Source organism: Rothia sp. CCM 9416 (assembly GCF_048513535.1).
GTDB lineage: Bacteria > Actinomycetota > Actinomycetes > Actinomycetales > Micrococcaceae > Rothia.
This window is the reverse complement of the sequence record NZ_JBLXXR010000020.1, coordinates 16,782-38,118: the sequence shown is the minus strand read 5'-3', so window position 1 is coordinate 38,118 and position 21,337 is coordinate 16,782. Positions and strand designations below refer to the sequence as shown.

The 21,337-nt window shown below is 56.4% G+C and carries 19 protein-coding genes; 3 read left to right on the top strand and 16 right to left on the bottom strand.

The genetic code is table 11. The features are described 5' to 3' along the window. The 10 genes from ccsB to ACN080_RS08585 form a co-directional block, all read right to left on the bottom strand. A partial coding sequence (gene ccsB / locus ACN080_RS08630; RefSeq protein WP_419113555.1) for a c-type cytochrome biogenesis protein CcsB occupies positions 1 to 1,109 on the bottom strand: 1,109 nt, incomplete at its 3' end. 92 nt (positions 1,110 to 1,201) lie between these two features. Next, positions 1,202 to 2,803 (bottom strand): cytochrome c biogenesis protein ResB, encoded by a 1,602-nt coding sequence (gene resB / locus ACN080_RS08625; protein WP_419113554.1) that lies wholly within the window; start codon positions 2,801 to 2,803, stop codon positions 1,202 to 1,204. 52 nt (positions 2,804 to 2,855) lie between these two features. Beyond that, positions 2,856 to 3,608, bottom strand: a complete 753-nt coding sequence (locus ACN080_RS08620) for a cytochrome c biogenesis CcdA family protein (protein WP_419113553.1) — start codon at positions 3,606 to 3,608, stop codon at positions 2,856 to 2,858. Continuing rightward, positions 3,601 to 4,209, bottom strand: a complete 609-nt coding sequence (locus tag ACN080_RS08615) for a TlpA family protein disulfide reductase (protein WP_419113552.1) — start codon at positions 4,207 to 4,209, stop codon at positions 3,601 to 3,603. Before ACN080_RS08615 ends, ACN080_RS08620 begins: the two co-directional genes overlap by 8 nt. Positions 4,210 to 4,256: 47 nt before the next feature. After that, positions 4,257 to 4,946: a histidine phosphatase family protein gene (locus ACN080_RS08610; RefSeq protein WP_419099194.1), complete on the bottom strand. Its 690-nt coding sequence runs from the start codon at positions 4,944 to 4,946 to the stop codon at positions 4,257 to 4,259. Positions 4,947 to 5,054: 108 nt separating this feature from the next. Then, positions 5,055 to 5,309: a glutaredoxin family protein gene (locus ACN080_RS08605; protein WP_419099193.1), complete on the bottom strand. Its 255-nt coding sequence runs from the start codon at positions 5,307 to 5,309 to the stop codon at positions 5,055 to 5,057. An 89-nt stretch (positions 5,310 to 5,398) separates the two neighbouring features. After that, positions 5,399 to 5,497, bottom strand: a complete 99-nt coding sequence (locus ACN080_RS08600) for a 30S ribosomal protein bS22 (protein ID WP_005504750.1) — start codon at positions 5,495 to 5,497, stop codon at positions 5,399 to 5,401. A gap of 248 nt (positions 5,498 to 5,745) precedes the next feature. After that, the gene (locus ACN080_RS08595) at positions 5,746 to 7,803 is read right to left on the bottom strand and encodes an FCD domain-containing protein (protein ID WP_419113551.1); all 2,058 of its coding nucleotides are present in this window, start codon (positions 7,801 to 7,803) and stop codon (positions 5,746 to 5,748) included. A gap of 41 nt (positions 7,804 to 7,844) precedes the next feature. Further along, positions 7,845 to 8,783, bottom strand: coding sequence for an ArsR/SmtB family transcription factor (locus tag ACN080_RS08590; RefSeq protein ID WP_419113550.1), 939 nt, complete (start codon positions 8,781 to 8,783; stop codon positions 7,845 to 7,847). A gap of 149 nt (positions 8,784 to 8,932) precedes the next feature. Further along, entirely contained in the window at positions 8,933 to 10,084 is a 1,152-nt protein-coding gene (locus ACN080_RS08585; protein ID WP_419113549.1) for an acetoin utilization protein AcuC, read from the bottom strand. 333 nt (positions 10,085 to 10,417) lie between these two features. On the opposite strand from ACN080_RS08585, the gene ACN080_RS08580 reads away from it, so the two are divergent. Both ACN080_RS08580 and ACN080_RS08575 read left to right on the top strand, forming a co-directional pair. After that, on the top strand, positions 10,418 to 11,734 hold the full coding sequence (locus ACN080_RS08580; RefSeq protein WP_419113548.1) for a TrkH family potassium uptake protein: 1,317 nt from the start codon (positions 10,418 to 10,420) through the stop codon (positions 11,732 to 11,734). Further along, positions 11,727 to 12,404, top strand: coding sequence for a potassium channel family protein (locus tag ACN080_RS08575; RefSeq protein ID WP_419099188.1), 678 nt, complete (start codon positions 11,727 to 11,729; stop codon positions 12,402 to 12,404). The genes ACN080_RS08580 and ACN080_RS08575 overlap by 8 nt, the downstream gene beginning before the upstream one ends. 423 nt (positions 12,405 to 12,827) lie before the next feature. Here the strand turns inward: ACN080_RS08575 and proC are convergent, their stop codons facing one another. The 6 genes from proC to ACN080_RS08545 all read right to left on the bottom strand — a co-directional run bounded on the left by proC (position 12,828) and on the right by ACN080_RS08545 (position 20,882). Continuing rightward, complete coding sequence (proC, locus tag ACN080_RS08570; RefSeq protein WP_419099187.1) at positions 12,828 to 13,685, bottom strand: pyrroline-5-carboxylate reductase; 858 nt, start codon at positions 13,683 to 13,685, stop codon at positions 12,828 to 12,830. 53 nt (positions 13,686 to 13,738) lie between these two features. Beyond that, on the bottom strand, positions 13,739 to 14,590 hold the full coding sequence (locus tag ACN080_RS08565; protein ID WP_419113547.1) for a sugar phosphate isomerase/epimerase family protein: 852 nt from the start codon (positions 14,588 to 14,590) through the stop codon (positions 13,739 to 13,741). Between the two features lie 73 nt (positions 14,591 to 14,663). Then, positions 14,664 to 15,650, bottom strand: coding sequence for a Ppx/GppA family phosphatase (locus ACN080_RS08560; protein WP_419099185.1), 987 nt, complete (start codon positions 15,648 to 15,650; stop codon positions 14,664 to 14,666). A 147-nt stretch (positions 15,651 to 15,797) separates the two neighbouring features. Then, a complete protein-coding gene (gene topA, locus ACN080_RS08555) occupies positions 15,798 to 18,662 on the bottom strand; it encodes a type I DNA topoisomerase (protein ID WP_419113546.1) in 2,865 nt (954 codons plus the stop codon). Between the two features lie 150 nt (positions 18,663 to 18,812). After that, positions 18,813 to 19,232: a pyridoxamine 5'-phosphate oxidase family protein gene (locus ACN080_RS08550; protein WP_419099183.1), complete on the bottom strand. Its 420-nt coding sequence runs from the start codon at positions 19,230 to 19,232 to the stop codon at positions 18,813 to 18,815. Between the two features lie 9 nt (positions 19,233 to 19,241). Next, positions 19,242 to 20,882 (bottom strand): DUF7059 domain-containing protein, encoded by a 1,641-nt coding sequence (locus ACN080_RS08545; RefSeq protein ID WP_419113545.1) that lies wholly within the window; start codon positions 20,880 to 20,882, stop codon positions 19,242 to 19,244. Between the two features lie 137 nt (positions 20,883 to 21,019). Between ACN080_RS08545 and ACN080_RS08540 the strand changes: the two genes are divergently transcribed. Next, the gene (locus tag ACN080_RS08540; protein WP_419099181.1) at positions 21,020 to 21,337 is read left to right on the top strand and encodes a thiamine-binding protein; all 318 of its coding nucleotides are present in this window, start codon (positions 21,020 to 21,022) and stop codon (positions 21,335 to 21,337) included.

The following is a 21,337-nucleotide window of genomic DNA, read 5'->3' as shown; positions in this document are numbered from 1 at the left end:
GGGTCAAGCTTGTCAATCAGGGCACCCGAGTAAGAGTGCAGGCCAGAGAAGAACACGTTCACCACGGTGAAGTTGAAGATAATGCAGAGATAGCCAGCAATAGAGAGCCAGGCTGACGGCGGGCCAGACCAACCCCGGGTTGCACGGGCGTGCAGGTAGGCCGCGTAAACAACCCAAATAATAAAGGTCCAGACTTCCTTGGTGTCCCAGCCCCAGTAACGGCCCCAGGCCTTTTCAGCCCAGATAGCACCAGCAGCTAGAGTAAAGGTCCACATCGCAAAACCCACGGTATTCAAGCGGAAAGCAAAGTTTTCCAGCGCGGTAGCCGAGGGAATCAACCGCATAAAGCCCATACGGGTCAATGAGGTGTCCTGGTCGGCCAAAATCTGACGCTCACGGGCCGTCTGCACAAGCTGAAGAACTGCCATGGCAAAAGTGATGGTAAAGACCGCAGAGGCCAGCACCGCAATAGAAACGTGAATAACCAGCCAGTAGCTTTGCAGGGCGGGCTTAAGCTGGCCCACCGGTGTATTAAAGCCCATAGTGGCCGCTGTCATCATCACGAGGGCCAGCCCCGAAACCAGAGTGCCCACAAAACGTAGGTCACGGAAAACCAGGAACACCAGGAACACAGCAGTCACCAGGAAAGCACCGGTAGTGCAAAACTCATACATGTTGCCCCAGGGAACCCGGTGGGCAGCCAAACCACGGGTCCCCACACCAGCAGCGTGAACAAGGCAGCCCAGCACCATGATAGCTACCGCAGCACGCGCAGCCGGACGACGCTCACCGCTACCATAGCGCATATCCGAATCTGCCACATGGGCAGAAATCTTAGCGGTGGCCACACGCTGGTAGCCCATGCCACGAGCACCGGTTCCTTGCTCGGTACTGCTGATAACTGCAGCAGGCACCGAAGCGGACTTGCCGCCCACGCCTGCTCCCACAAGTTCCTTCTTAGACTCCTGGGCGGCTTCAAGCCGTTTGGTAATGCGCGAGTTAGCGGCAACATCCCAGCTGAAGGCAATGAAAGCAAACATGTAGGTAAGCGCCGCAAGGTACATAAAGAGTTCACTCCAGCGGGCGAACGTTTCGTTAATTTCTGGCATAGGCTTCTCGATTCAAAAGGTGCTACAAGCAGGGTTAGGAGGCCGAGGCCTGTATGGGGCGGCGCACCTGCTGAGCCGGTGTGCACGGGTGGTTATGCTTCATCAAATTCTAGTCCCCATCGCTCAGCGAGCAAGTCCGTGAGCTTATCTGCTTCTAGGCTTAGACGGGGGTCTTCGCCACGAGCCAGCAGGGCATACTCGACCGTGAGTGCGCGCTCCGCACCCTCCCCTGTTTCACGGGCCCGCACCCAAACACGGCGGCGAGCCACAAAGAGCGAAATAATCAGGCCCGCAAAGAGCAGGATAAAGGATGCCAGTGCTAGCGGGCGGCCCGGATCCGAGCGGATTTCTAAGCCAGCGTACCGCTTGACGCCCAGGAACTCGACAGTGCCGTGTCCATCGGGCATGGTGGCTTTGGTATTGCTTGCATCAAGGACGATACCGTTGCCCTGGGCCATGGTATTCAGCCCGGTTAGGCTTTCAAGGTCAAGCACATAGACATTCTGGGGCACCCCCTTATCGAGCCCCAGGTCACCGGTGTAGCTTTGAAGAACCAGCATGGGGTTATAGAGGTCTGAGTCGATTGAGGTCGGTGCGGCCCCGGTAGTTCGTTCGCCGGTAGGCAGGAACATACCCACAAAGCCCAGCTGGTCGGGGCTCGCGTCGGGAACCTTAAGAACCACCGATGACAGGTAGCTCTTACCCGCCGGTAGGCCTACCACGGGGCCTTCAAAAGCTACGGTACCGTCGTCATTGCTTATTTTGATGACGGGAGCATAGCCGTTTCCCAGCAGGTAGATGCTGGTGCCCTCAAAGTAGATAGGTTCATTGACCTTGAGGGTCTGCTGGCGGCTTTCCCCGTTGGAATCAGTGAGAGTGAACTCGGCAGAGTAGTCAATATCGTCCCCGTAGGTGGGGGAACCTTTCTGCCGGTCGTACTCTACCGTCATGGTATCCATGGTCGCGGCGTAGGGGACCAGCCAGTCGGGGTTGTAGTTTGTACCGGGGCTGAATGAGTCATAGCTCATCAGGGAGTTCACAAAAGTTTCGTCTTCCGCAACAATCTTTTGGCCGCTGTAGCCAAAGAGGGAGCCAACAGCAACGGCGACCAGCACCCCCATCATGGCCAGGTGGAAGAGGATATTGCCCAGTTCGCGTAGATAGCCACGTTCAGCCGCTACATTGACAGCACCTGCTTCCTGGCGGATCTCTACCCGGTAGCGGCGCTTCCTGAGGATAGCAGCAGCGTCTTCAATGGCTTGCTGGGCTGTGAGCCCTTCGGTGCCCTCGCCCAGGGGAATCATGAGGGTACGGTGCTGGGGTAGGCGGTTAAAGTTCTTGGGTGTGCGCGCAGGAGCAGAGCGCATCGAGCGGAAGTGTTTGAGAGCGCGAGGGATAACGCACCCAATCAGCGAGATAAAGAGCAGAATGTAGATAGAGGCGAACCAGACTGAAGAAAAGACATCGAAGAGCTGGAGCTTATCGGCAATAGGTCCCCACGTCTCGTGCGCTTTAATGTAGTCATTGACCTTTGCAGGGTCCTGAATACGCTGGGGAAAGACCGAGCCGGGCACAGCGGCAACAGCCAGCATGAGCAGCAAGAAGAGCGCGGTGTTCATCTTGGTGAGCTGCGTCCAGGCCCAGCGGAGCATTTCTAGCGGCCCGAGTGCCGCCGCGTCTTGAGTCTCAGCCATGATTTCCTTGAGTAATGAGTGCGGGTATTTGTGTGGTGGTGAGTACCGATACTTAGATAGGGAGCTGGTAGACCGGAACCGTAGCTTGGAACCAGGACATCATGGAGGTCCAGGCCCCCGTGGCTAGCAGAATACCGATAAGAATCAGCATGGCCCCGCCCAGTTTCTGCAGGAGTAGCCGGTGGCGGCGTGCCCACCCCAGGGTGTTAACACCCCTGCTGATCCCCAGGGCTACCAGCAGGAAGGGAATACCCAGCCCTAGGCAGTAGGCCAGCGTCAGAAGAATAGCTTTAGTATTACCTGACCCGCCGGTGTAGACAAGGGTTTGGACGGCGGCAAAGGTGGGGCCGATACAGGGAGCCCACCCCAGGCCAAAAGTCATCCCCAGAATCGGTGCTCCCCACAGCCCTGCCGGTGGTTTTGCCTCGATTTTTCGGTCCTTCTGGAAAAAGTTGAAGCGCCCCATAAAAATCAGGCCCATCAGAATGACCAGTGCTCCCAGGAACACATCAACCCAGCGCTGACCGCGTAGCCAGGGGGCGGCACCCAGTTGAGCGAGTACCACCGACATCAGCACGAAAATTAGAGAGAAGCCGAACACGAATAGGCTAATCCCAACCAACATGCGGATGGTTCGGTGGCGGGCACTCATCTGGCCACCCGATAGGCCCGTAACGTAGCCAACATAGCCGGGTACCAGCGGTAGCACACAGGGCGAGGCAAAGGACACCAGGCCGGCTAAAGCCGCCAGGGGCAGAGCCAGCCATAGTGAGCCATCAAGAACTATTTGGCCGTAGTTAGGCACTGATTTGGTCTTCGAGCAGGGTTTTGAGAACCGATTTATCAATCTGCCCTAAGATGCGGGCGGCTACACGCCCTTCGGCATCGAGCACAACAGTAGTGGGCACGGCCTGAGCAGGAACATACTTGCTCATGGCAAGGAGCACCTTGCCGTTCAGATCCCTAAAGGAGGGATAGGCAACCCCGAATTTTTTCTCGAAGGCTTCAGCGGTGCCTTTTTCATCGCGCACGTTAGCACCGTAGAAGATAACTTTCTGGCCATAGCTCTCATGAAGCTCGTTGAGCCAGGGAGCTTCAGCGCGGCAGGGCGCACACCCTGCGTACCAGAAATTGATCAGGACCGGCTTACCGCGCAGTTCTGATGCTCGAACAACCGAACCATCAAACAGCTCACCCTCAAATTCAACGGGTTGCCCCCGCTCCCCCTGCGCGTATTCGGTGACGCTACCATCACCGGCAATATATCCCTTAGCGTCCCCCGCATCAGCCTGGGATGCCAGAGAATCTTGGCCTTGCGAGCAGGCAGATAGAAGCCCCACAGTGCCCAGAGCAAAGAGCCCCAGAGCCTGCTTACGGCTCACTCGTAGGTCAGAAGGAATCAACATAAAAAGGGGTCTTTCGAGTCAGAGGGTGTGAGGATGCAACCGGGCTATTATGACCCGGGTAACTGAATAACACCTGAGTACAGCTCCGCAGCAGGCTCAACATAAGAGAGTTTTGGCTTGCCAGGAGCAAAAATATTCTTGAACTTAAGGCTGGTAATGGAAGCCAAATTACACTGGCGTGCGCGGGGGTCATGCGGTAGCAGACCACCCTCCACCGAGGTGCGGGCCATCCAGATGGGGAGCTGGTGGGACACAATGATTGCCTCGGCGCCATCACCCCCCAGCTCATAGGCTGTGCGTGCGGCGTCCTTAATGGCCTCTGCCATACGGGCAACCTGTTCCCTGTAGGGCTCACCCCAGGAAGGACGCAGGGGGTTCACCAGGTGCTTCCAGTGTGAGGGGTTCCCCAGCAGCTCCTGCTTATTGACATGCAGGCCCTCAAAGTAGTTATCGGCTTCAATCACACGTTCATCGGGCTGAGCGGTCAGGCCCAGGAGCTCTTCAATCGGTGCGGCAGATTCCCGGGTGCGGGTGAGCGGCGAACAGACCAGGTGCACGATATTGGCCCCGGCATCGGAGCGGCGCTTAAACTCTTCAGCGCTCAGACCCACCATTTTCTGCCCGGTCTCGGACAGGTGGTAGTTGGGTAGGCGCCCGTACACAATACGATCCGGATTGTGCACTTCGCCGTGGCGCATCAGGTGGACAGTAACAGTAGCCTGTTGTGGTGTGCTCATATACCTAGTCTCTCAGACGCGGCCAACAAGCGCTAACCCGACCTGAAGAGCCCGGGTATCTCTTGGCCACCACTGTGGTCTGTCAGGGCTTTGCCTGGCCCAACGTTTTTAGCCAGCCAGTTTTTTCTCCAGCAGGCGAGCAAGACGCTTAGTGTTGATTTGCCAGAAGTCCTTAACCTCCCCGTCCACCCGCAAGACCGGAATCTCGGTACGGTACCGCTCCAAAAGGTCGGGGTCATCCTCAACGTTAATCTCGGTAAAACTCAGGTCAAAGCCTGAGACAACCTCCTGGGTTGCCTGCCGGGCAGATTCGCACAGGTGGCACCCTGGCTTGGTCAGAAGTTCAATAAGAGGTGTGGCCATAGTCTTTACTCTATCGCGCCAGCGCCTCTCGCCACACTTTAAAGAGCGTGAGCCCCGCACCCAAAGGTGCGAGGCTCACGGTGAAGAATTTACTTCTTATTGCGACGCTGGTGGCGAGTCTTACGGAGAAGCTTGCGGTGCTTCTTCTTCGACATACGCTTGCGGCGCTTCTTGATAACTGAACCCATAGGATTCACCTCACTTATTAAATAGAGTGGTTGATACCCGGCCGACACCACCTGATAGTTCAGGTGTGTACGGTAGCTATCCGGGGGTTATACCGGTATAAACGCTCCCTTACACACGCTTTTGGGCACAAAAATACCCTCCGCGTGAAAAAACGCTCTCTGTCAAGAGTACAGGTAAACAGGACGTTCCGAGGCCCGTTCACCCTCAAGTGAGAACATTTTCTCGTTGCATTTCCCACACTGAGCCTTTAGCGGCGGTTTTTCTTAGATTTCTTTTTACCCTTTTTCTGGCTCAGGATACTCCCGGCAGACGCAGCAGTACCCGGCTCAGTAGGTTGGCCAGTCTGTGCCGGTAGGGGCTCCTCGGCCTGGCCGTTCTTAACCTGCGAGGTCTCATCCTGCCAGGGAGCGCTCTTGTGCAGGTCCTCATCCTCCCAATCAGAGTAGTCGGCTGCACCGTCATCCTCGGCAAGGGGGTCGATGTACTCATACCCCTCAAACGAATTGGTTTCAGGCTCATCAGATATATGCAAGGTATCGTCCACATCGCGGGAAGGCTCTGCGGGCACAGCCGACCTGACCGGAGATTTCATCTGCTTAAAACCAAAGTAGTTAACGATATCGAAGAGCTTCTTAGAAGCTACCCTGCTGGGGCGCTTCGGCTCAGATGCGGCGATTTCTCTTGCAGGCGCAGGTGACTCCATGACCTGAGCTTCAGGTGCATGAGCGACCTGCCCAGTCTCACGAGCAGGTGCGGCCCCTGATTCCCTAGGGTTGGCCTCAGTACGACGAGCTAGCTTCTTGGCAGCAGCCAGACGAGCTTCTTCGTTTTTAAGCTTCGCTTCAAGGTCTTCTACCGGAACCCTCTGGACCGGAGCCGATACCTGCTCAGCAACTACAAGAGGTTTGTCTTCTTGGCCGACCGGTTGCCAGTCAATGAGGCGCCGGACCGGGACCGGCTTGGGCGAGGTCTGGCGCGGTGGAATCACCGTTGCACGAACAACGGGGCTGACGGTACCGCGACGCTTACGCGTAGCGCTACCGGTTGGTACAGCCCGCTCTTCTGCCAGCGCGATGGGCTCAGGACGCTCGGGCTGCCGGTCAGGCTGTTCAGATACAGCAGGTTCACGGGACTTCTCTTCCTCGCTATCCAGCACAAGATCAGGCTCAGGAGTTTCTGCGGCCTTAGCTTGCGGCTCCTTTTCCGAACGCTCTGCCGGTTCTTGGCCCTTGGGCTCTACAAGAGCCTGGGCGCTCTCAGCTTCAGCAGTATCTTCGCTAGCTTGAGGGGTCGCATCAGCCAGGACCTCCTGTGCAGTCACAGCTTCGGCTACTTCGGGAGCATCTTCTACAGGGGCCTCCTCCAGCGGAGCTTCCGGCGCGGTTTGCACATGCGAGGCAGCAACCGGTTCTGGCGCAGGCTGTTCTTTGCTCTTCTCTAGGACAGACCGTACAGGCGAAACAGAAGACTTAATGGGCTGAATCGTTGCCAGAGCCTCAAAGAGGTCTGGCTCAATTGCACCACCCCACTGCTCCGGCAGGAGCCCCTTGGCATCAATATCCACGGGTTCCAGAGTGAACTGAGGGTCTTCATCCTCCTGCCCCATGTCCTCTGGCAGATCAAGCCGGTGACCTGCCTCAGCAAAACGCTCATGCAGGTTAGCTCGCAAAAGGGTCTGAGCAAGTGCAGGATCACAAGAACGAGCCGCATCGACAATGGCACGGTACTCCATACGCAAACGAGCCGATGTCGCACTCCACAGAGGAACCCGGTTAACAAGCTCAAACCGCGCTTCAATCATGGCATCGCGCAGCGTAGCCAACAGGGCAGAGACCAGGGCGTTACCCGACAAACGACCCAGCTGAATATGAAAATCAGCCTCAAGGTCGTGGAAATCGCTGAGACTGGTAGCGGCATCCTGCATGGCCCCGACAATCCGGTCAAGTTCGGGGAAGGCAGACTGGTCAAAAGACGGCCCGGCCAAGGCGTAGCTTTCCAGGAGCAGGCAGGTGTTTAACAGGTCCTGGCGCGGGGCTCGTGAACTGGCCAAGTAGAGGCCGATGGCAGGGCCAGCCGATGATGCCGGCTCACGCAAGAGAACGCTGATGATGCTCTTCTTGCGCCCCTCATAAAGCCTTAGCACCCCGATTTCTTCGCAGTGCTTAAGGCTTTCACGCATCAGATTTTGGCTGAGACCCACCTCGCGGGCCAGCACTCTGTCATCGGGTAGTTCATCTCCCAGATGCAGGTTTTGGTTAATCAGTTCATTCTCAATCCAGTCGAGAAACTGCTGATGGTGTGCCATATAGGGTTGTGTTTTCTCTCAGGTAGGGGTCTATGGAGTGATTAGCGCGCGCTGCGACGGCCCCAGCGAGCCAGCTTTGACAGCAGACCGCCTTCTTCAGCGGCTTCTGCTGCCTGCGCCTCTGTGATAGATGCGCGTTCCTGCGATTCCGCAACAGCAGCCTCAGCCTGGGCATCAATATCAGTCTCAAGCTTTGAAAGAGCAGGCTGAGCTTGGGAGAGGCCTTGGGGAACAAGCGGATTCTCGCCTGGAGAAACCTGTTCGTCTTCAGAATCTAAGGTGAGGTTCTGAGCCATCAGCTTAAGCTGAAGAGTTGCCTCAGTTTCAAGGTCTTCTGCAGCAAATGTGTTATCTAATGTTGCAGATAGAGCCTTGGTACTTTCTGCTTTCTGCCTGGGGAATACCTGTTCCTTATCAATAATCCCGTCAGCTTGCTCACCGGTGTACCGGTCAAGGACCGGGGTGAAAGCAGTCAAAGGAGTAATCAAAATACCGGCATTCGTAGGGTGAGGAACAAGGGGGGTATCAACCTGTTCCTGGGTAACTTCAGCAGTCACGGGGGGCTCTTCTTCGGTTTCTTCTGGCTCGCTACTTGTAGCAAGCGGGCTAACCTTTTTTTCGAGGGATGGGGGGCTGGCCGTGCTGACCTGCTGGTCGGCAGGGTGAGCCCTTTCGTCCTGGGGGGTGGGAACAGTTTGGGACTCTCCTGTTTGGAGAGCAGGGGCATCGATGAGGGTCTGAGCCCAATCAGTGATAGTAAGGAGGGGCACTGGGGTAATTGAATAGAAACGCTTCTGACCTACGGCCTCGGTTTCGACAAGACCGGCAGTTCGTAGGACTTTAAGGTGTTTAGAAACAGTTGGTTGGCTAACGCCAAGCTCCTCGACCAGTTCACCCACAGCCAATCGCTCGACAGCAAGTGCCTGAAGAATGTGTCGCCGGGTCGAGTCAGCGATAACAGCAAAAACGTCATCTTTCATACTGACATCATATACGTATATATACCCACAATTGCATGTTTTACCAACAGAAGGGGGGACATGCCTGCACCTTATTGAAGCGGAGGGACTTTTACCCAAAGGGTAATACTTAGATATTCTAGCTTACCCTGCCACACCAGAAATATTGACTAGTCATACCAGGGATCCAGACCCCACAGTGGAAAAACCTCCTTGCGGGTGGCCATAATTGAGCGGTCGATACCGCTTGCAGGGTCAAACCCGACCTCCCACGAAGACCACCACAAATCCACTGGGTCCCCCAAGATAGTGGGCACTTTCGTCCCATAGCGCTCCAACATATATTTTTGCCAGGCTTTCGGAGTGGGTATATTCACATCGAGAGGCTGACCGGCGGCAACAGCAATAAGGTGACTCCAGGAACGGGGTACAGCGTTATAAATCGAGTAGCCCCCTCCCCCGGTAGCTATCCATCGGCCCTCACACAGCTCATCGGCAAGCAAAGAAATATGGGCGGCAATCTCACGCTGACCGTTAATGCTGACCTTCAGGTGCGACATGTCATCGTCCATGTGTGAGTCGCAGCCGTGTTGGCTAACAATGACCTCTGGCTGAAACTCCCGTAAGACGCTGGGGACGATTGCGTCGAAGGCTCGGAGCCAGCCAGAATCAGCAGTTCCTTCGGGTAGGGCAATATTTACCGAGGTTCCCGCCGCAAGGCCCTCCGGCCCCACCTCGTTTGCAAACCCGGTGCCGGGAAAGAGCGTCATGCCACTCTCATGCAGAGAGATAGTCATAACGTTGGGATTATCCCAAAAGATGCTCTGAGTACCGTCCCCGTGGTGGGCATCCACATCGATGTAGGCAACTTTTGAAACACCCTGTTCCAGCAGGTGGCCGATACCTACAGCGCAGTCGTTATAGATGCAGAACCCGCTCGCCTGATCCCGCGAAGCGTGGTGCATACCGCCACCAAAATTAACCGCATGTTTTACAGCACCAGTCAAGATGGCCTCTGCCGCCTGAAAAGTTCCACCAGCCAGTCGGGCACTTGCTTCGTGCACCCCCTCAAAACCAGGGGTATCTTCCGTCCCCAAACCACAGTTTGCAATGGTAAGACTCGGGTCAGCACTAATCTTCTGAACCGCATCAATATAGGAGTAATCATGCGCTAACATGAGCTGGTGAACGTTAGCCATCTCTGGCTCTTCGAGCTGGATTTGCGGCAGGTCAAAGATTCCCAATGCGCGAGCTAGGGATACCGTGGCATCGAGCCTGGAAGGGTGCATAGGGTGATAGTCGCCAAAATAGTAGTTAGCCATGTGGGGACTCCACAAGACTCGCAGGTCAGTTGGCGTCAGACTATCGGTTGCTGCCACGAGCACTACCCCCTAAAGGTTATTTAAGTCACATTTCTCATTAAACACTCTAAACCCCATCGACAGCGGAGCCTACCGATATGACACGCACACTAGGCTAGAAAGAGAGGTGAACCAATGAACAAAATCGTGCGCCAGCCCCCGAAACCCGAGGACCATAGCACCCTCTTCAAAATCAAGGAAAGAGTCCCTCAAACAGTCATGAAAGAGGCTGACCAAGATGCCCACCCTCTCCAAACTCTCTTATATAGATTTCGCGAGCTAGTAGATCAAAGTGTGGGAAATTCCTCCTCCCGCATAGCTATTGCAGCCTTTGTCCTGGTCATTTCCGCCTTATCCTTGCTCCTTTACACCCCCTGGGCCTCCCAGGACGGCCACTCAGTAGCCCTCCATGATGCGGTTTTCACGGCAACTAGTGCTGTGACCGTTACCGGTCTTACCACTGTCTCCACGGCTGACCAATGGAGCACTTTTGGGCACCTCGTTATTCTCGTCGGCGCACAGGTCGGGGGCCTGGGGACCCTCACATTCACCTCTATCCTGGCTCTGATCGTTGGCAAGAAACTTGGATTACGCTCAAAAATCATCGCTCAGGAAACCCTCAACATTGGCCGTTTGGGTGAAGTAGGCTCAGTCCTACGCACAGTAGCCTTCACCTCTATCACCATCGAAGCCTTTATTGCCGCAACCCTTATTCCCCGCTTCATATTTTTGGGCGAGCCCCTGAGCCAAGCCACCTGGCACGGGGTCTTCTACGCGATCTCGGCCTTTAACAATGCAGGCTTCACCCCTCACACAGATGGCCTTGTACCCTATAGCCATGATCTGTGGGTCATTACCCCCATAGCCTTAGGGGTCTTTATCGGCTCCCTGGGCTTCCCAGTCATCCTGGCCCTACGCAAGAGCCTGCACTACCGGGGGTGGAACCTCAACGCCAAGCTCACCCTGCTGGGTACCTTCCTGCTCTTTATGATGGGTTCCCTAGCCTGGCTGGTTCTTGAATGGAACAACCCCAAAACTATCGGGAGCATGACCCTGGCCGATAAGCTACTGAACGGAATATTTGCTTCTGTCATGACCCGCTCTGGAGGCTTCAACCTCGTAGAGATGTCAGACATGCACCCGGTGACAATGCTCCTGACCGATGTACTGATGTTTGTCGGCGGAGGCTCAGCATCAACCGCTGGTGGTATCAAGGTCACCACCCTGGCCGTAGTTTTCCTAGCCATTTTGGCCGAGGCCCGTGGTGACCAGTTCGTTGTAGCTTTCAGAAGAACCATCCCTGACGCTGTACTACGCATCGCAATTACGGTCATCATGATGAGTTCTGTCTTTGTACTCCTGGGGACTGCCGCTATTATGCTGATCAGCGGAGCCAGCCTGGATAAGTCACTCTTTGAGGTTATCTCCGCTTACGCCACCTGTGGTCTTTCAAGCGGGCTCTCACCTGATTTGCCAGCGGCAGGGGCCTACGTCCTTTCCCTGCTGATGCTGATTGGCAGAGTCGGTACCGTCACCGTAGCAACGGGCCTGGCTCTACGTTCCCGCCGCCGTCTATACAAGTTCCCCGAAGAAAGGCCCATCATTGGCTAAGAAAGAGTCTCGCACAACCCACAGCGCCCCGGTTCTAGTAATCGGGCTTGGCCGCTTTGGGTCAGCTACCGCTGCACAGCTCGTCCACCAGAATAAGGAGGTTCTGGCTGTTGAAAAGGATTCCGCACTAGTTCAGAAGTGGGCAGGGGAGCTGACCCATGTGGTCGAAGCAGATGCAACAGATATCAACGCCTTACGCCAGCTAGGTGCTCAGGACTTTAGCTCTGCTGTGGTTGGCGTAGGGACCTCGGTTGAGGCCTCTGTGCTCATCACAGCTAACCTAGTGGATTTAGGGATTGAACGCATCTGGGCCAAGGCGATTACGCCCTCCCACGGCAAAATTCTATCCCGTATTGGAGCACACCGGGTTGTTTACCCAGAGTCAGACGCCGGCGTCCGCGCCGCCCATCTGGTCTCCGGTCGTTTGCTTGATTTTATTGAGTTTGACGATGATTTCGCCATCGTCAAAATGTACCCACCTAAAGAAACCCACGGCTTCACCCTGGCAGAATCAGACGTTAGGTCGAAATACGGTGTAACAATCGTGGGTGTAAAATCCCCCGGCGAAGAGATTACCCATGCAACCCCCACAACAAAAGTCTCTTCACGAGATTTACTTATTGTCTCTGGGCAAGTGGATCTTATTCAGCGTTTTGCCTCAAGGCCCTAAATTCTCCACCCAAAGGTTGCCCTGACTAGGATTCAATAAACCTCAACCTAATATGTATATTGAGCTAATTTCTGAAAATTTTTCTGTTTTTTCTAGGACGACAAGGTGCATAATCCTACGAACTAGCCTATAGTTATAAATACCTCTAAAGGTGCGAGTGATTACTGAACGGTCCGCGAACCCGTTCAAGTAGCTAGAGACCTGATCTCTATGGTGGTTCCCCCTAATGCCACCGAGTTCAGGTTGAAGGCATTCTCCATCCGCCAGATCCCTACTGGTGGGTAGAGAGCTAAAGGCCAGTCCGGTTCCCTACGGACTGGCCTTTTAGTTTGCCCCCAAGTAGTTTCGCTACCCTCAAGGCTGAAATCTTGTTATAGAACTTGGTAGCACAGTATGCTCTTATGCTCAAACAGTCTTTAGGTGCTAGTGATCCTTGCTACCGCCGCAGAATTCAGCAGTCATCTCATCATTGCGCTGAACACAAGCCCGCATAGCCGCCTCAGTTAGTTCAAAGAGACCACCCTCCGTAAAGGTCCGGATAGCCCTGTCTGTGGTCCCCTTGGGACTGGTGACGGCCTGGCGCAGTGACTCGGGATCAGGGTCAGCCTCCAAGAGATAGCCCGCACCCGCCACGGTTGCCGCGGCTAGCGCTGTGGCTGTTTGCTCATCAAGGCCTAACTTCACACCGGCGGCGGCCATTGTCTCGGCTAGTAAGAAAGCATAGGCAGGCCCAGAACCAGACACAGCGGTGACAGCACCCATCTGTTCCTCTCCAACCTCAAAGACCTGCCCTGCTGCCGCTAAGATATTGGCCGCTACCTCCTGCTGGCTAGCACTTACTGACGCACCCACCGAGATAGCAAGAACCCCCTTGCCCACACGTGAAGGAGTGTTTGGCATGCAACGGATAACAGGTTGTCCCTCAGGCAGTGCTGCTGTCAGGGCATCGAGGGTGATACCTGCGGCCACCGATACCACAAGGGTGCTGGGGTCCAGTACCGGGGCGATCTGCCGGGCAAGGTCAAGAATAGCGTAGGGTTTGACGCCCAAGAGCACAAGGTCTGCCCCCTGGACAGCCCGCAGGTTTGCTTCGGGCTCTGTCTCGTTTGCCAGTACCAGGACTTCTGAGCCTCGCTCCCCCAGTTTCTTCTTAAGGGGCTCGACGCTAGCTACGGAGCCGACAGTAGCGCGAAGTGTTGCAGGATCAGCTCCACCGGCAAGCAAGCCTGAGGCAATTGCCCCGTTCATGGAACCCGTTCCCAAAAAAGCTACAGTAGTCATGGTAGATGTTGTCCTATCGGTAGGGATCAAAGAGAAAGCCTGCACGAGGCAGGTTAGCGGGCCAGGTGGGTGCGCGCAAACTGAAGCGTCTCGTAGAGCCACTCGTCACGCTCAGCCGCGCCCTTGGCCTTGCGGGTCGATACCTCGGCACACACCACGCCCGCAAAGTCGGTCGTCGCAAGGTACTGTAGCGTCTCAGCAACAGGCTGACTACCGTGCCCCGGCACCAAGTGCTCATCCATGAGCTTATCGCCAGAACCATCGGTCAGATGAAGGTGCCCCAGGCGAGAGCCAATCCGTTTAACGGCCTCTAAGGAGTCATCATTGGCAGCTGCCGCATGGGAGAAGTCCCAGGTAATCCAGTCATAGTCAAAGCGAGAGGGCTCCCAGTGCGGGGCGTACATCTCGATCGCTTTCCCTTTGAATGACCAGGGGTACATGTTTTCTACCGCGATTTTAACGCCCTCATGTTCAGAGATTTCGCGGACACCGGCCACAAAGTTCTTGGCGTAGGTCTTCTGCCATCGGAAAGGTGGGTGCGCAACAATCACGTCAGCTCCTACAGCCTTGGTCATTTTGGCAGCCATCTGCATCTTGTTCCAGGCCCGGCCCCACACCTGCTGGGTCAGCAAGAGAGTCGGTGCATGAATAGCAGAAATTGGAATCTGGTACTCCTGCACCAGGTTCAGCAGGTCGTAGGGCTCCTGACTCAGAGCGGTGTGAGTAATCATGACCTCAACACTGTCGTAGCCAAGATCTACAGCCGTTGAAAAGGTCTCGTGCACCCCCAGAGGAAAAAGGCAGGAGGTCGAAAGCGCCACAGGAATCTGAGGTCGCAGCCCTTCTGTTCCCGTAGTAACAATAGCAGGCTCAGCAGAAGCTGGGTTGAGCTGGGAGTCAGTCATAACAAGCACCGTTCATCTACAAACCGGCTTACCTAGAAAGGAAAGTTTCTACCGGTCAGCAGGATATCAGAGTCTAATTACGGACGAATTCTTCAAGTGAGCGGGGGTCAAGCATGGAGTAAGAACCCTGCTGGGCTAGGTAGTTCATGCGGCGCAGGATCAGGCCCTCACGCAAAGCCCAGGGGCTGACCCGCATAACTCCTACGCCAAAAACATCCATAGCCGTCTCAGCTGCAATAGCGCCGGCAAGCATCTGCTCAGCGCGCACCTCAGACACCCCCGGCAAGTCCACCCGCTCAGACGGTGCCATGGCCTCCATACGACGGGTCCACAAGCGCAGGTCTTCTAAACGCATTTCACGCTTAACATAGGGGCCAGCAGAATACGGGGCAGCACCGCAAATACGGGCCAGGGAGCGGAAAGTCTTGGAGGTACCCACCACCATGTTGGGCTCACCGTAGGCAAGGAGCTGGGTGGCAACAGGCTCTAGGGTTTCACGCACATACTTACGGAGTTTCTTAATTTCCTTGGGTGAAGGGATCTCCGAGCTAAACCAGTCCCCGGTTAGGCGGGTAGCGCCCAGGGGCACCGAGATAGCGTCATCGGGGTAGGCATCCATGCCGGTAGAGAACTCAAAGGAGCCACCGCCAATATCAAAGTTGAGGATACGGCCAGCACCCCACCCCTGCCAGTGGCGCACCGCGTGATAGGTAATCGCAGCTTCCTGGTCACCGGTAATCTCGGTCAGGTTCACCCCGGTGGCATTCTGCACGTGCTGAAGGACCGCAGGGCCGTTTTTGGACTCACGAATAGCGCTGGTAGCAAAAGCTAAAAGGTCCTCAGCTCCCTGCTCGATAGCATAAAGCACAGCGCTCTTGACAAAGGCTGTCAGCCGGTCGCGGCCCTCGTCGGTGATCTTCCCATCCGCATCAATGTAGCGCACCAGTTGAAGGGGCTCCTTATGGGCATCGGTATAGGCTTCGGGGCGCGAACCCAGCTGCCCCTCGATCAAGAGCAGGTGGCCGGTATTTGAGCCGATATCAAGCACGCCGAGTCGCATGGTTCCCCCAGGATAGGTGAAAAGAATAAGGTTCCTGCCTACCAGTCTAAAGGACGCACCCCGCGCGGCCGGCCAGCTCGATCCCGCAAACAGCTGGGGGCAGGAGCCTAGCTCCTGCCCCCATCACCCGCTGGCAGGGCTTAGCCCCTACTCAGCGGCTTCTGTAGCTGTTGTCTTCTTGGCTGTTGTCTTCTTGGCTGTTGTCTTCTTGGCTGTTGTCTTCTTGGCTGTTGTCTTCTTTGCATGTGCCTTCTTGGCAGGGCTCTTCTTAGCGGTGGTCTTCTTAGCGGTAGTCTTACGCTTAACCGGGCCCTTGGCGCGCTTCTCAGCCAAAAGCTCAACCGCACGGGTATGAGTCAGTGACTCAATTGTCTCGCTCCTAGGCACCGTAATATTGGTGACACCGTCGGTGATGTAGGGGCCAAAGCGGCCGTCCTTAACCACAATCTTCTTCTCAGACACCGGGTCAACACCCAGCTCAGCCAAGGGGGGCTTAGCCGCCGCCCGCCCACGCTGCTTAGGCTGAGAATAAATCTCAAGGGCCTGCTCCAAGGTAATCGAGAAAATCTGCTCCTCGTTTTCCAGCGAGCGCGAATCCGTACCCTTCTTCAGGTAGGGGCCAAAACGTCCGTTCTGGGCGGTAATCTCAAGGCCCTCAGCATCGCTTCCCACCACGCGGGGCAGACTCATGAGTTTGAGCGCGTCCTCAAGGGTGATAGTTGCCAGATCCATGCTCTTGAAGAGGGAGCCGGTACGGGGCTTTTCAGGCTTAGGCTTCTTCTTAGGCTTGGGCCTACCGTTCTTGTAGTACTCGGTGGGCTGGGCCTCCATCCAGGCGGCGATTTCTTCTTCGCTCATCTCAGGGATCAGCTCGGTGACGTAGGGGCCGTAGCGGCCGTCCCGGGCTACAATAGTGCGCCCGGTCACCGGGTCTACACCAAGTTCACGACCGTCCTGTTTGCCCTGGGAGATCAGCTCTGCGACCTTCTCCTCGGTCAGCTCATCGGGAGCCAGATCATCAGGCACATTAGCGCGGACCGGGTCCTTAATCTCGCCGGTCTCGGTGTCAATTTCGCCGCCCATCTCAAGGTAGGGGCCAAACTTACCCACGCGCAGATTGACTCCGGGGGCAACCTCAATGGAGTTAATAGCTCTAGCGTCGATATCACCCAGGTTATCGACCATAGGCTTGAGGCCGCGCTGGGCCTCACCACCAAAGTAGAAGTTGCCCAACCACTGGGTGCGGGCTTCTTCGCCGCGTGCAATGCGGTCCAGATCCTCTTCCATCTCAGCGGTGAACTCGTAGTCCACATACTTGGCAAAGTGCTCTTCAAGCAGGCGTACCACCGAAAAAGCCGTCCAGGAAGGTACCAGGGAACCAGCCCGGTGATGAACATAACCCCGGTCCATGATGGTGGAGATAACGGCAGCATAGGTTGAAGGGCGACCAATACCCAGCTCGTCCATGGCCTTGACCAGGGAGGCTTCGGTGTAGCGGGGCGGGGGCGAGGTCTCGTGCCGGGCAGCCTCGATATCGCTGGCGTTCAGCCTATCGCCCTGGGCAAGCTGGGGCAGACGTTTCTCACTCTTCGTCTCGGCGGCCTTGTCTTCCTCGTTGCGCAGGGCATCTTTGCCCTCCTCATAGGCAGCTAAAAAGCCTCGGAAGGTAATGACGGTACCCGAGGCGGCGAACTCGGCATCGCGCCCATCACTGGCGATAGCGCCCAAGCGGACGGAGGCGGTTGAACCCTTAGCATCAGCCATCTGAGAGGCAACGGTACGCTTCCAAATCAGTTCGTAGAGACGGAACTCATCGGGGCTCAAGGCTGATTTGACGGCAGCAGGGGTGCGGAAGGTATCACCGGCAGGGCGGATTGCTTCGTGAGCTTCCTGGGCGTTCTTAGACTTAGAAGCGTAGACGCGCGGTGAGGCAGGTACAAACTCGGCACCGTAAAGTTCCTTGGCCTGGGCGCGAGCGGCCCGGATTGCCTGATCTGACAGGGCAACGGAGTCGGTTCGCATGTAGGTAATGTACCCGTTTTCGTAGAGTCGCTGGGCAACCTGCATGGTCGAGCGTGACGAGAAACGGAGCTTACGGGCTGCCTCCTGCTGCAGGGTGGAGGTCGTGAAAGGGGCAGCAGGACGGCGGGTGTAGGGCTTGGTCTCGACCGAGCGAACCGCGAAATCAGCAGAGGCCAGAGCGGTAGCCAGCGAACTAGCGGCGGCCTCATCGAGATGGGAAACCTTAGAAGCCGCAGAAGCCTTTAAAGCGCCGTTATCGGCAAAATCCTTGCCCGTAGCAACACGGGCACCATCCACAGCAGATAGCTTAGCGCTAAAGCTCTCAGCCGATGCGGTCGTAAAGGTGCCGGTCAAATCCCAGTAGCTGGCAGAGCGGAAAGCCATGCGCTCGCGTTCACGCTCAACAACCAGGCGGGTGGCAACAGACTGCACGCGGCCCGCAGAGAGGCCACGCGACACCTTGCGCCAGAGCACGGGAGAGAGCTCATAGCCGTAGATACGGTCAAGGACACGGCGGGTTTCCTGAGCATCCACCAGGTTCTCATCGATCTCACGCAAATCCTTGAAGCCACGTTCAATGGCTTCCTTGGTGATTTCCGGGAAAGTCAGACGGTAGACGGGTACCTTGGGCTTGAGCACCTCAAGCAGGTGCCAGGCAATCGCTTCGCCCTCACGGTCCCCATCGGTTGCCAGATAAAGCGCATCAGACTCTTTGAGCAGGCGCTTGAGCTCGGTGACTTTCTTCTTCTTATCAGAATTGACCACATAGTAGGGTTCAAAGCCGTTCTCCACGTCAACAGCGAACTTACCCACAGGGCTCTTTTTCAGCTCATCGGGCAGTTCAGAGGGCTGAGGCAGGTCACGGATGTGGCCCATCGAGGACTCGACAATAAAGGCATCTCCCAGGTAACCGCTAATTGTTTTGACTTTAGAGGGGGACTCTACAATCAGCAGTGACTTGCCGTGCAGGGGGGTTGCCTTGGTGGGCACTGGTGGCTCCTTGAGGTTGACAATAGGCGTGTAAGCACAACAATAGCCGACAGACAGCACTTCCTGTCCACTTAGGGTCATGTGACCTTAGAGGGCTCTTGGCACCCATCATGCTGGCCGACCTATGGTGTACGGGGTTCTGGGGCTGGCTTAGAGCTCGTCGGTCGGTTCTTCACCGATCTCAAATTCGCGGCCGCTAATGCTCACCGGCTCAACCTCAACCCAGTTGGTCTTGTAGGTCGGTGCGTAGGCGCGTAGCCCCAACGATTCAATGGCGGCAAGGTCAGCTTCGCTGGTCAGCCACTGGGCATTCCCGTGTACTACCACGGAGCGGGCCATACCATCTTTGACTTCATCAATCTCAAAGGCGGCCTTACGGCTAATAACGACCTCGGACAGCTTCTGCCCAGCTGCGGTACGGAAGTAGATTTTCTTCTGGTGCACCACAAAATTGACGGGGTAAATATCGACTTCGCCGCTCACGGCTAGGGCAAGACGCCCAAACTCATGCGAGCTTAAAAGCTCCCAGCAGCGGTCTTCGGTCAGGGCTTTAATCGGGTTCTCTACCATAGCCCCAGTCTAGTCACCCTGCTCAAGGCGCAGAAAACTCTTCTCCAACAGTTCACGAATGTTACTTATCAATTCCTGCTGGGGTGAAGCGTCCTGCCAGTCCAGCAGAGTGGCTAGGGCATTGACAATCTGGCCCACGCTGAGTTCCCCATCGCAGGCCGAGACGAACCCGCTTGTTTCTGTGGTTTCTAAAATGGTGCGGCGTAAACCGGCACCGGCGCGGAGCAAAATAAGGGACGGATGCTCAGAACCGGGTGACAAGTGGCGCTCCTCGGTCACATCCCCAGCTACCACCAGATGCTGGGCTAGGAGGGCTTCATCATCCAGGGCAGTCACCGCATCATAGTGGGCAACGGCCTCAGTGATAAAGGAGGCAATGGGTTGTTGGATCGGGTAGGTAATTTCCTCAAAACGGTGCAGGCGCTCCCCTGCCGCCTGCAAGTTGGGTCGGCGCAACCAGATCATGCCAAAGCCGATAGCGTCCACGCCTCGCGCGGCAAAGTCGCGCAGGTAGTCAGTATAGGCCTGCTCGTAGTGGGCGGGGTCGCGGTTCTCGCTGGCATCACGCAACCAAGTCTCAGCATACTGCTCCGGGGCAAGGACTTCACGCTGAATAAACCAGGCCTCCGCTTCTTGACCTACCCAGTCGCGGGGGCGGGCCGACCAGTCGGCCTGCTCACCGGGGCCAGCCACGGGAATTTCCCAGTTACCCAGCATCTGGGCACGCCCACCGGGGTTCAAGATCTCAGGGAGCTGGCGCACCAAGGTTGACACGATGCCATCCCCTGCCATACCACCGTCGCGGTAGGTGAACTGGTCTGCCGGGGTCTCCCCAGAGCTACGCGGTGTAATGACAAAGGGCGGGTTAGAAACCACCAGGTCAAAGCTCTGCCCGGATACCGGTTCCAGCAAAGAACCGTGGAGCAAGCTCACCCGGTCCTCTAGCTTCTGCGGGTCAATCTCTAGGGCAGGAGCATTAAGCAGAAGGTTAAAGCGGGTAAAAGCCAATGCCCGCTCCGAAATATCCGTTGCGGTGACGTGACGGGCGTGGGCCAGCAGATGGAAGGTCTGGATGCCGCACCCGGTGCCCAGATCGAGCGCCCGTTCAAGGGGAGTGCGCTCGGTGAACTGTGCCAGGGTCAGGGAAGCATGACCGATACCCAGTACATGGTCCTTCCGCAGAACGCCGGGGCGCTGGTGCGCACCCAGATCGCTAGCAACATAGAGTTCAGTGCCGTCGTCAGCGGCGTGGGGGCGCAGGTCAACCGAAGCCTGAAGGGAACCTGTGGCAGCGCTTTCAGCCAGGCCAAGCTCTACGAGAAGATCGCATAAACCGGCCCCCAGAGCGGCTTCAAGCTCAGCAGACTCAAGCACCTGCCCCATCAGGAAGAAACGCACTACCTGCGCCAGCGACTTTTCACCAAGGCTAAAAGTAGAGGCTGTTTTCTCGTACCCCAGCACCTGGTTCAGCCTGTAGATACCAGGTGTGAGCTGGTCCCGGGTCATGGCCTCAAAAGCGCGGTTACCCAGGAGGGAGGCAACCCCCTCATAGGTATAGTTGACCGCTCGCAAGGCAGTATGGAGCCTGACCAAAGAAGAGATATCGGCGCTTACCGGAGCACCAGGAACACGAGAAAAATCAGTAGTCATCACCCTACCCATGTTAACCGTAGAGAAACCCCAGCCGCACGCACAGATCCGGCCCCTAGCCACCGCACCGCCAAACTAGGCCTCCATTGATGGGGCAGAACCTACCACAAACAGCTAGCACAGGCTAACGTAGAGGTATGTTATTTGCTTTCTCTGTAGCCCCCACCGGAGGCGGCGACCCCAGTGGCTCCGTCCACGACGCCGTTGCCGAAGCCGTCCAGATTGTGCGCGACTCAGGCCTACCCCACCGCACCGATGCCATGTTCACCACCATCGAAGGTGACTGGGATCAATGTATGGCCGTCATCAAAGCCGCCACCGAAGCCATGACCCGCTACGGCAACAGGGTTTCCCTCGTGCTCAAGGCGGATATCCGCCCCGGCCACGACTCCGGTGAAATCACCGGAAAACTCGACCGGCTCGAAGCAGCCATTGACCAGCGGGCCAGGAGCTAA

Coding starts and splice junctions, on each gene's coding strand:
- ACN080_RS08610 (WP_419099194.1), bottom strand. CDS start 4,946: ATGAGCACACCACAACAGGCTACTGTTACTGTCCACCTGATGCGCCAC.
- proC (WP_419099187.1), bottom strand. CDS start 13,685: ATGACTACTGTAGCTTTTTTGGGAACGGGTTCCATGAACGGGGCAATT.
- ACN080_RS08595 (WP_419113551.1), bottom strand. CDS start 7,803: ATGGCACACCATCAGCAGTTTCTCGACTGGATTGAGAATGAACTGATT.
- ACN080_RS08605 (WP_419099193.1), bottom strand. CDS start 5,309: ATGGCCACACCTCTTATTGAACTTCTGACCAAGCCAGGGTGCCACCTG.
- ACN080_RS08560 (WP_419099185.1), bottom strand. CDS start 15,650: ATGCGACTCGGCGTGCTTGATATCGGCTCAAATACCGGCCACCTGCTC.
- ACN080_RS08545 (WP_419113545.1), bottom strand. CDS start 20,882: ATGACTACTGATTTTTCTCGTGTTCCTGGTGCTCCGGTAAGCGCCGAT.
- ACN080_RS08590 (WP_419113550.1), bottom strand. CDS start 8,783: ATGAAAGATGACGTTTTTGCTGTTATCGCTGACTCGACCCGGCGACAC.
- ACN080_RS08615 (WP_419113552.1), bottom strand. CDS start 4,209: ATGTTGATTCCTTCTGACCTACGAGTGAGCCGTAAGCAGGCTCTGGGG.
- resB (WP_419113554.1), bottom strand. CDS start 2,803: ATGGCTGAGACTCAAGACGCGGCGGCACTCGGGCCGCTAGAAATGCTC.
- ACN080_RS08585 (WP_419113549.1), bottom strand. CDS start 10,084: ATGGCTAACTACTATTTTGGCGACTATCACCCTATGCACCCTTCCAGG.
- ACN080_RS08565 (WP_419113547.1), bottom strand. CDS start 14,590: ATGACTGACTCCCAGCTCAACCCAGCTTCTGCTGAGCCTGCTATTGTT.
- ACN080_RS08540 (WP_419099181.1), top strand. CDS start 21,020: ATGTTATTTGCTTTCTCTGTAGCCCCCACCGGAGGCGGCGACCCCAGT.
- ACN080_RS08550 (WP_419099183.1), bottom strand. CDS start 19,232: ATGGTAGAGAACCCGATTAAAGCCCTGACCGAAGACCGCTGCTGGGAG.
- ACN080_RS08600 (WP_005504750.1), bottom strand. CDS start 5,497: ATGGGTTCAGTTATCAAGAAGCGCCGCAAGCGTATGTCGAAGAAGAAG.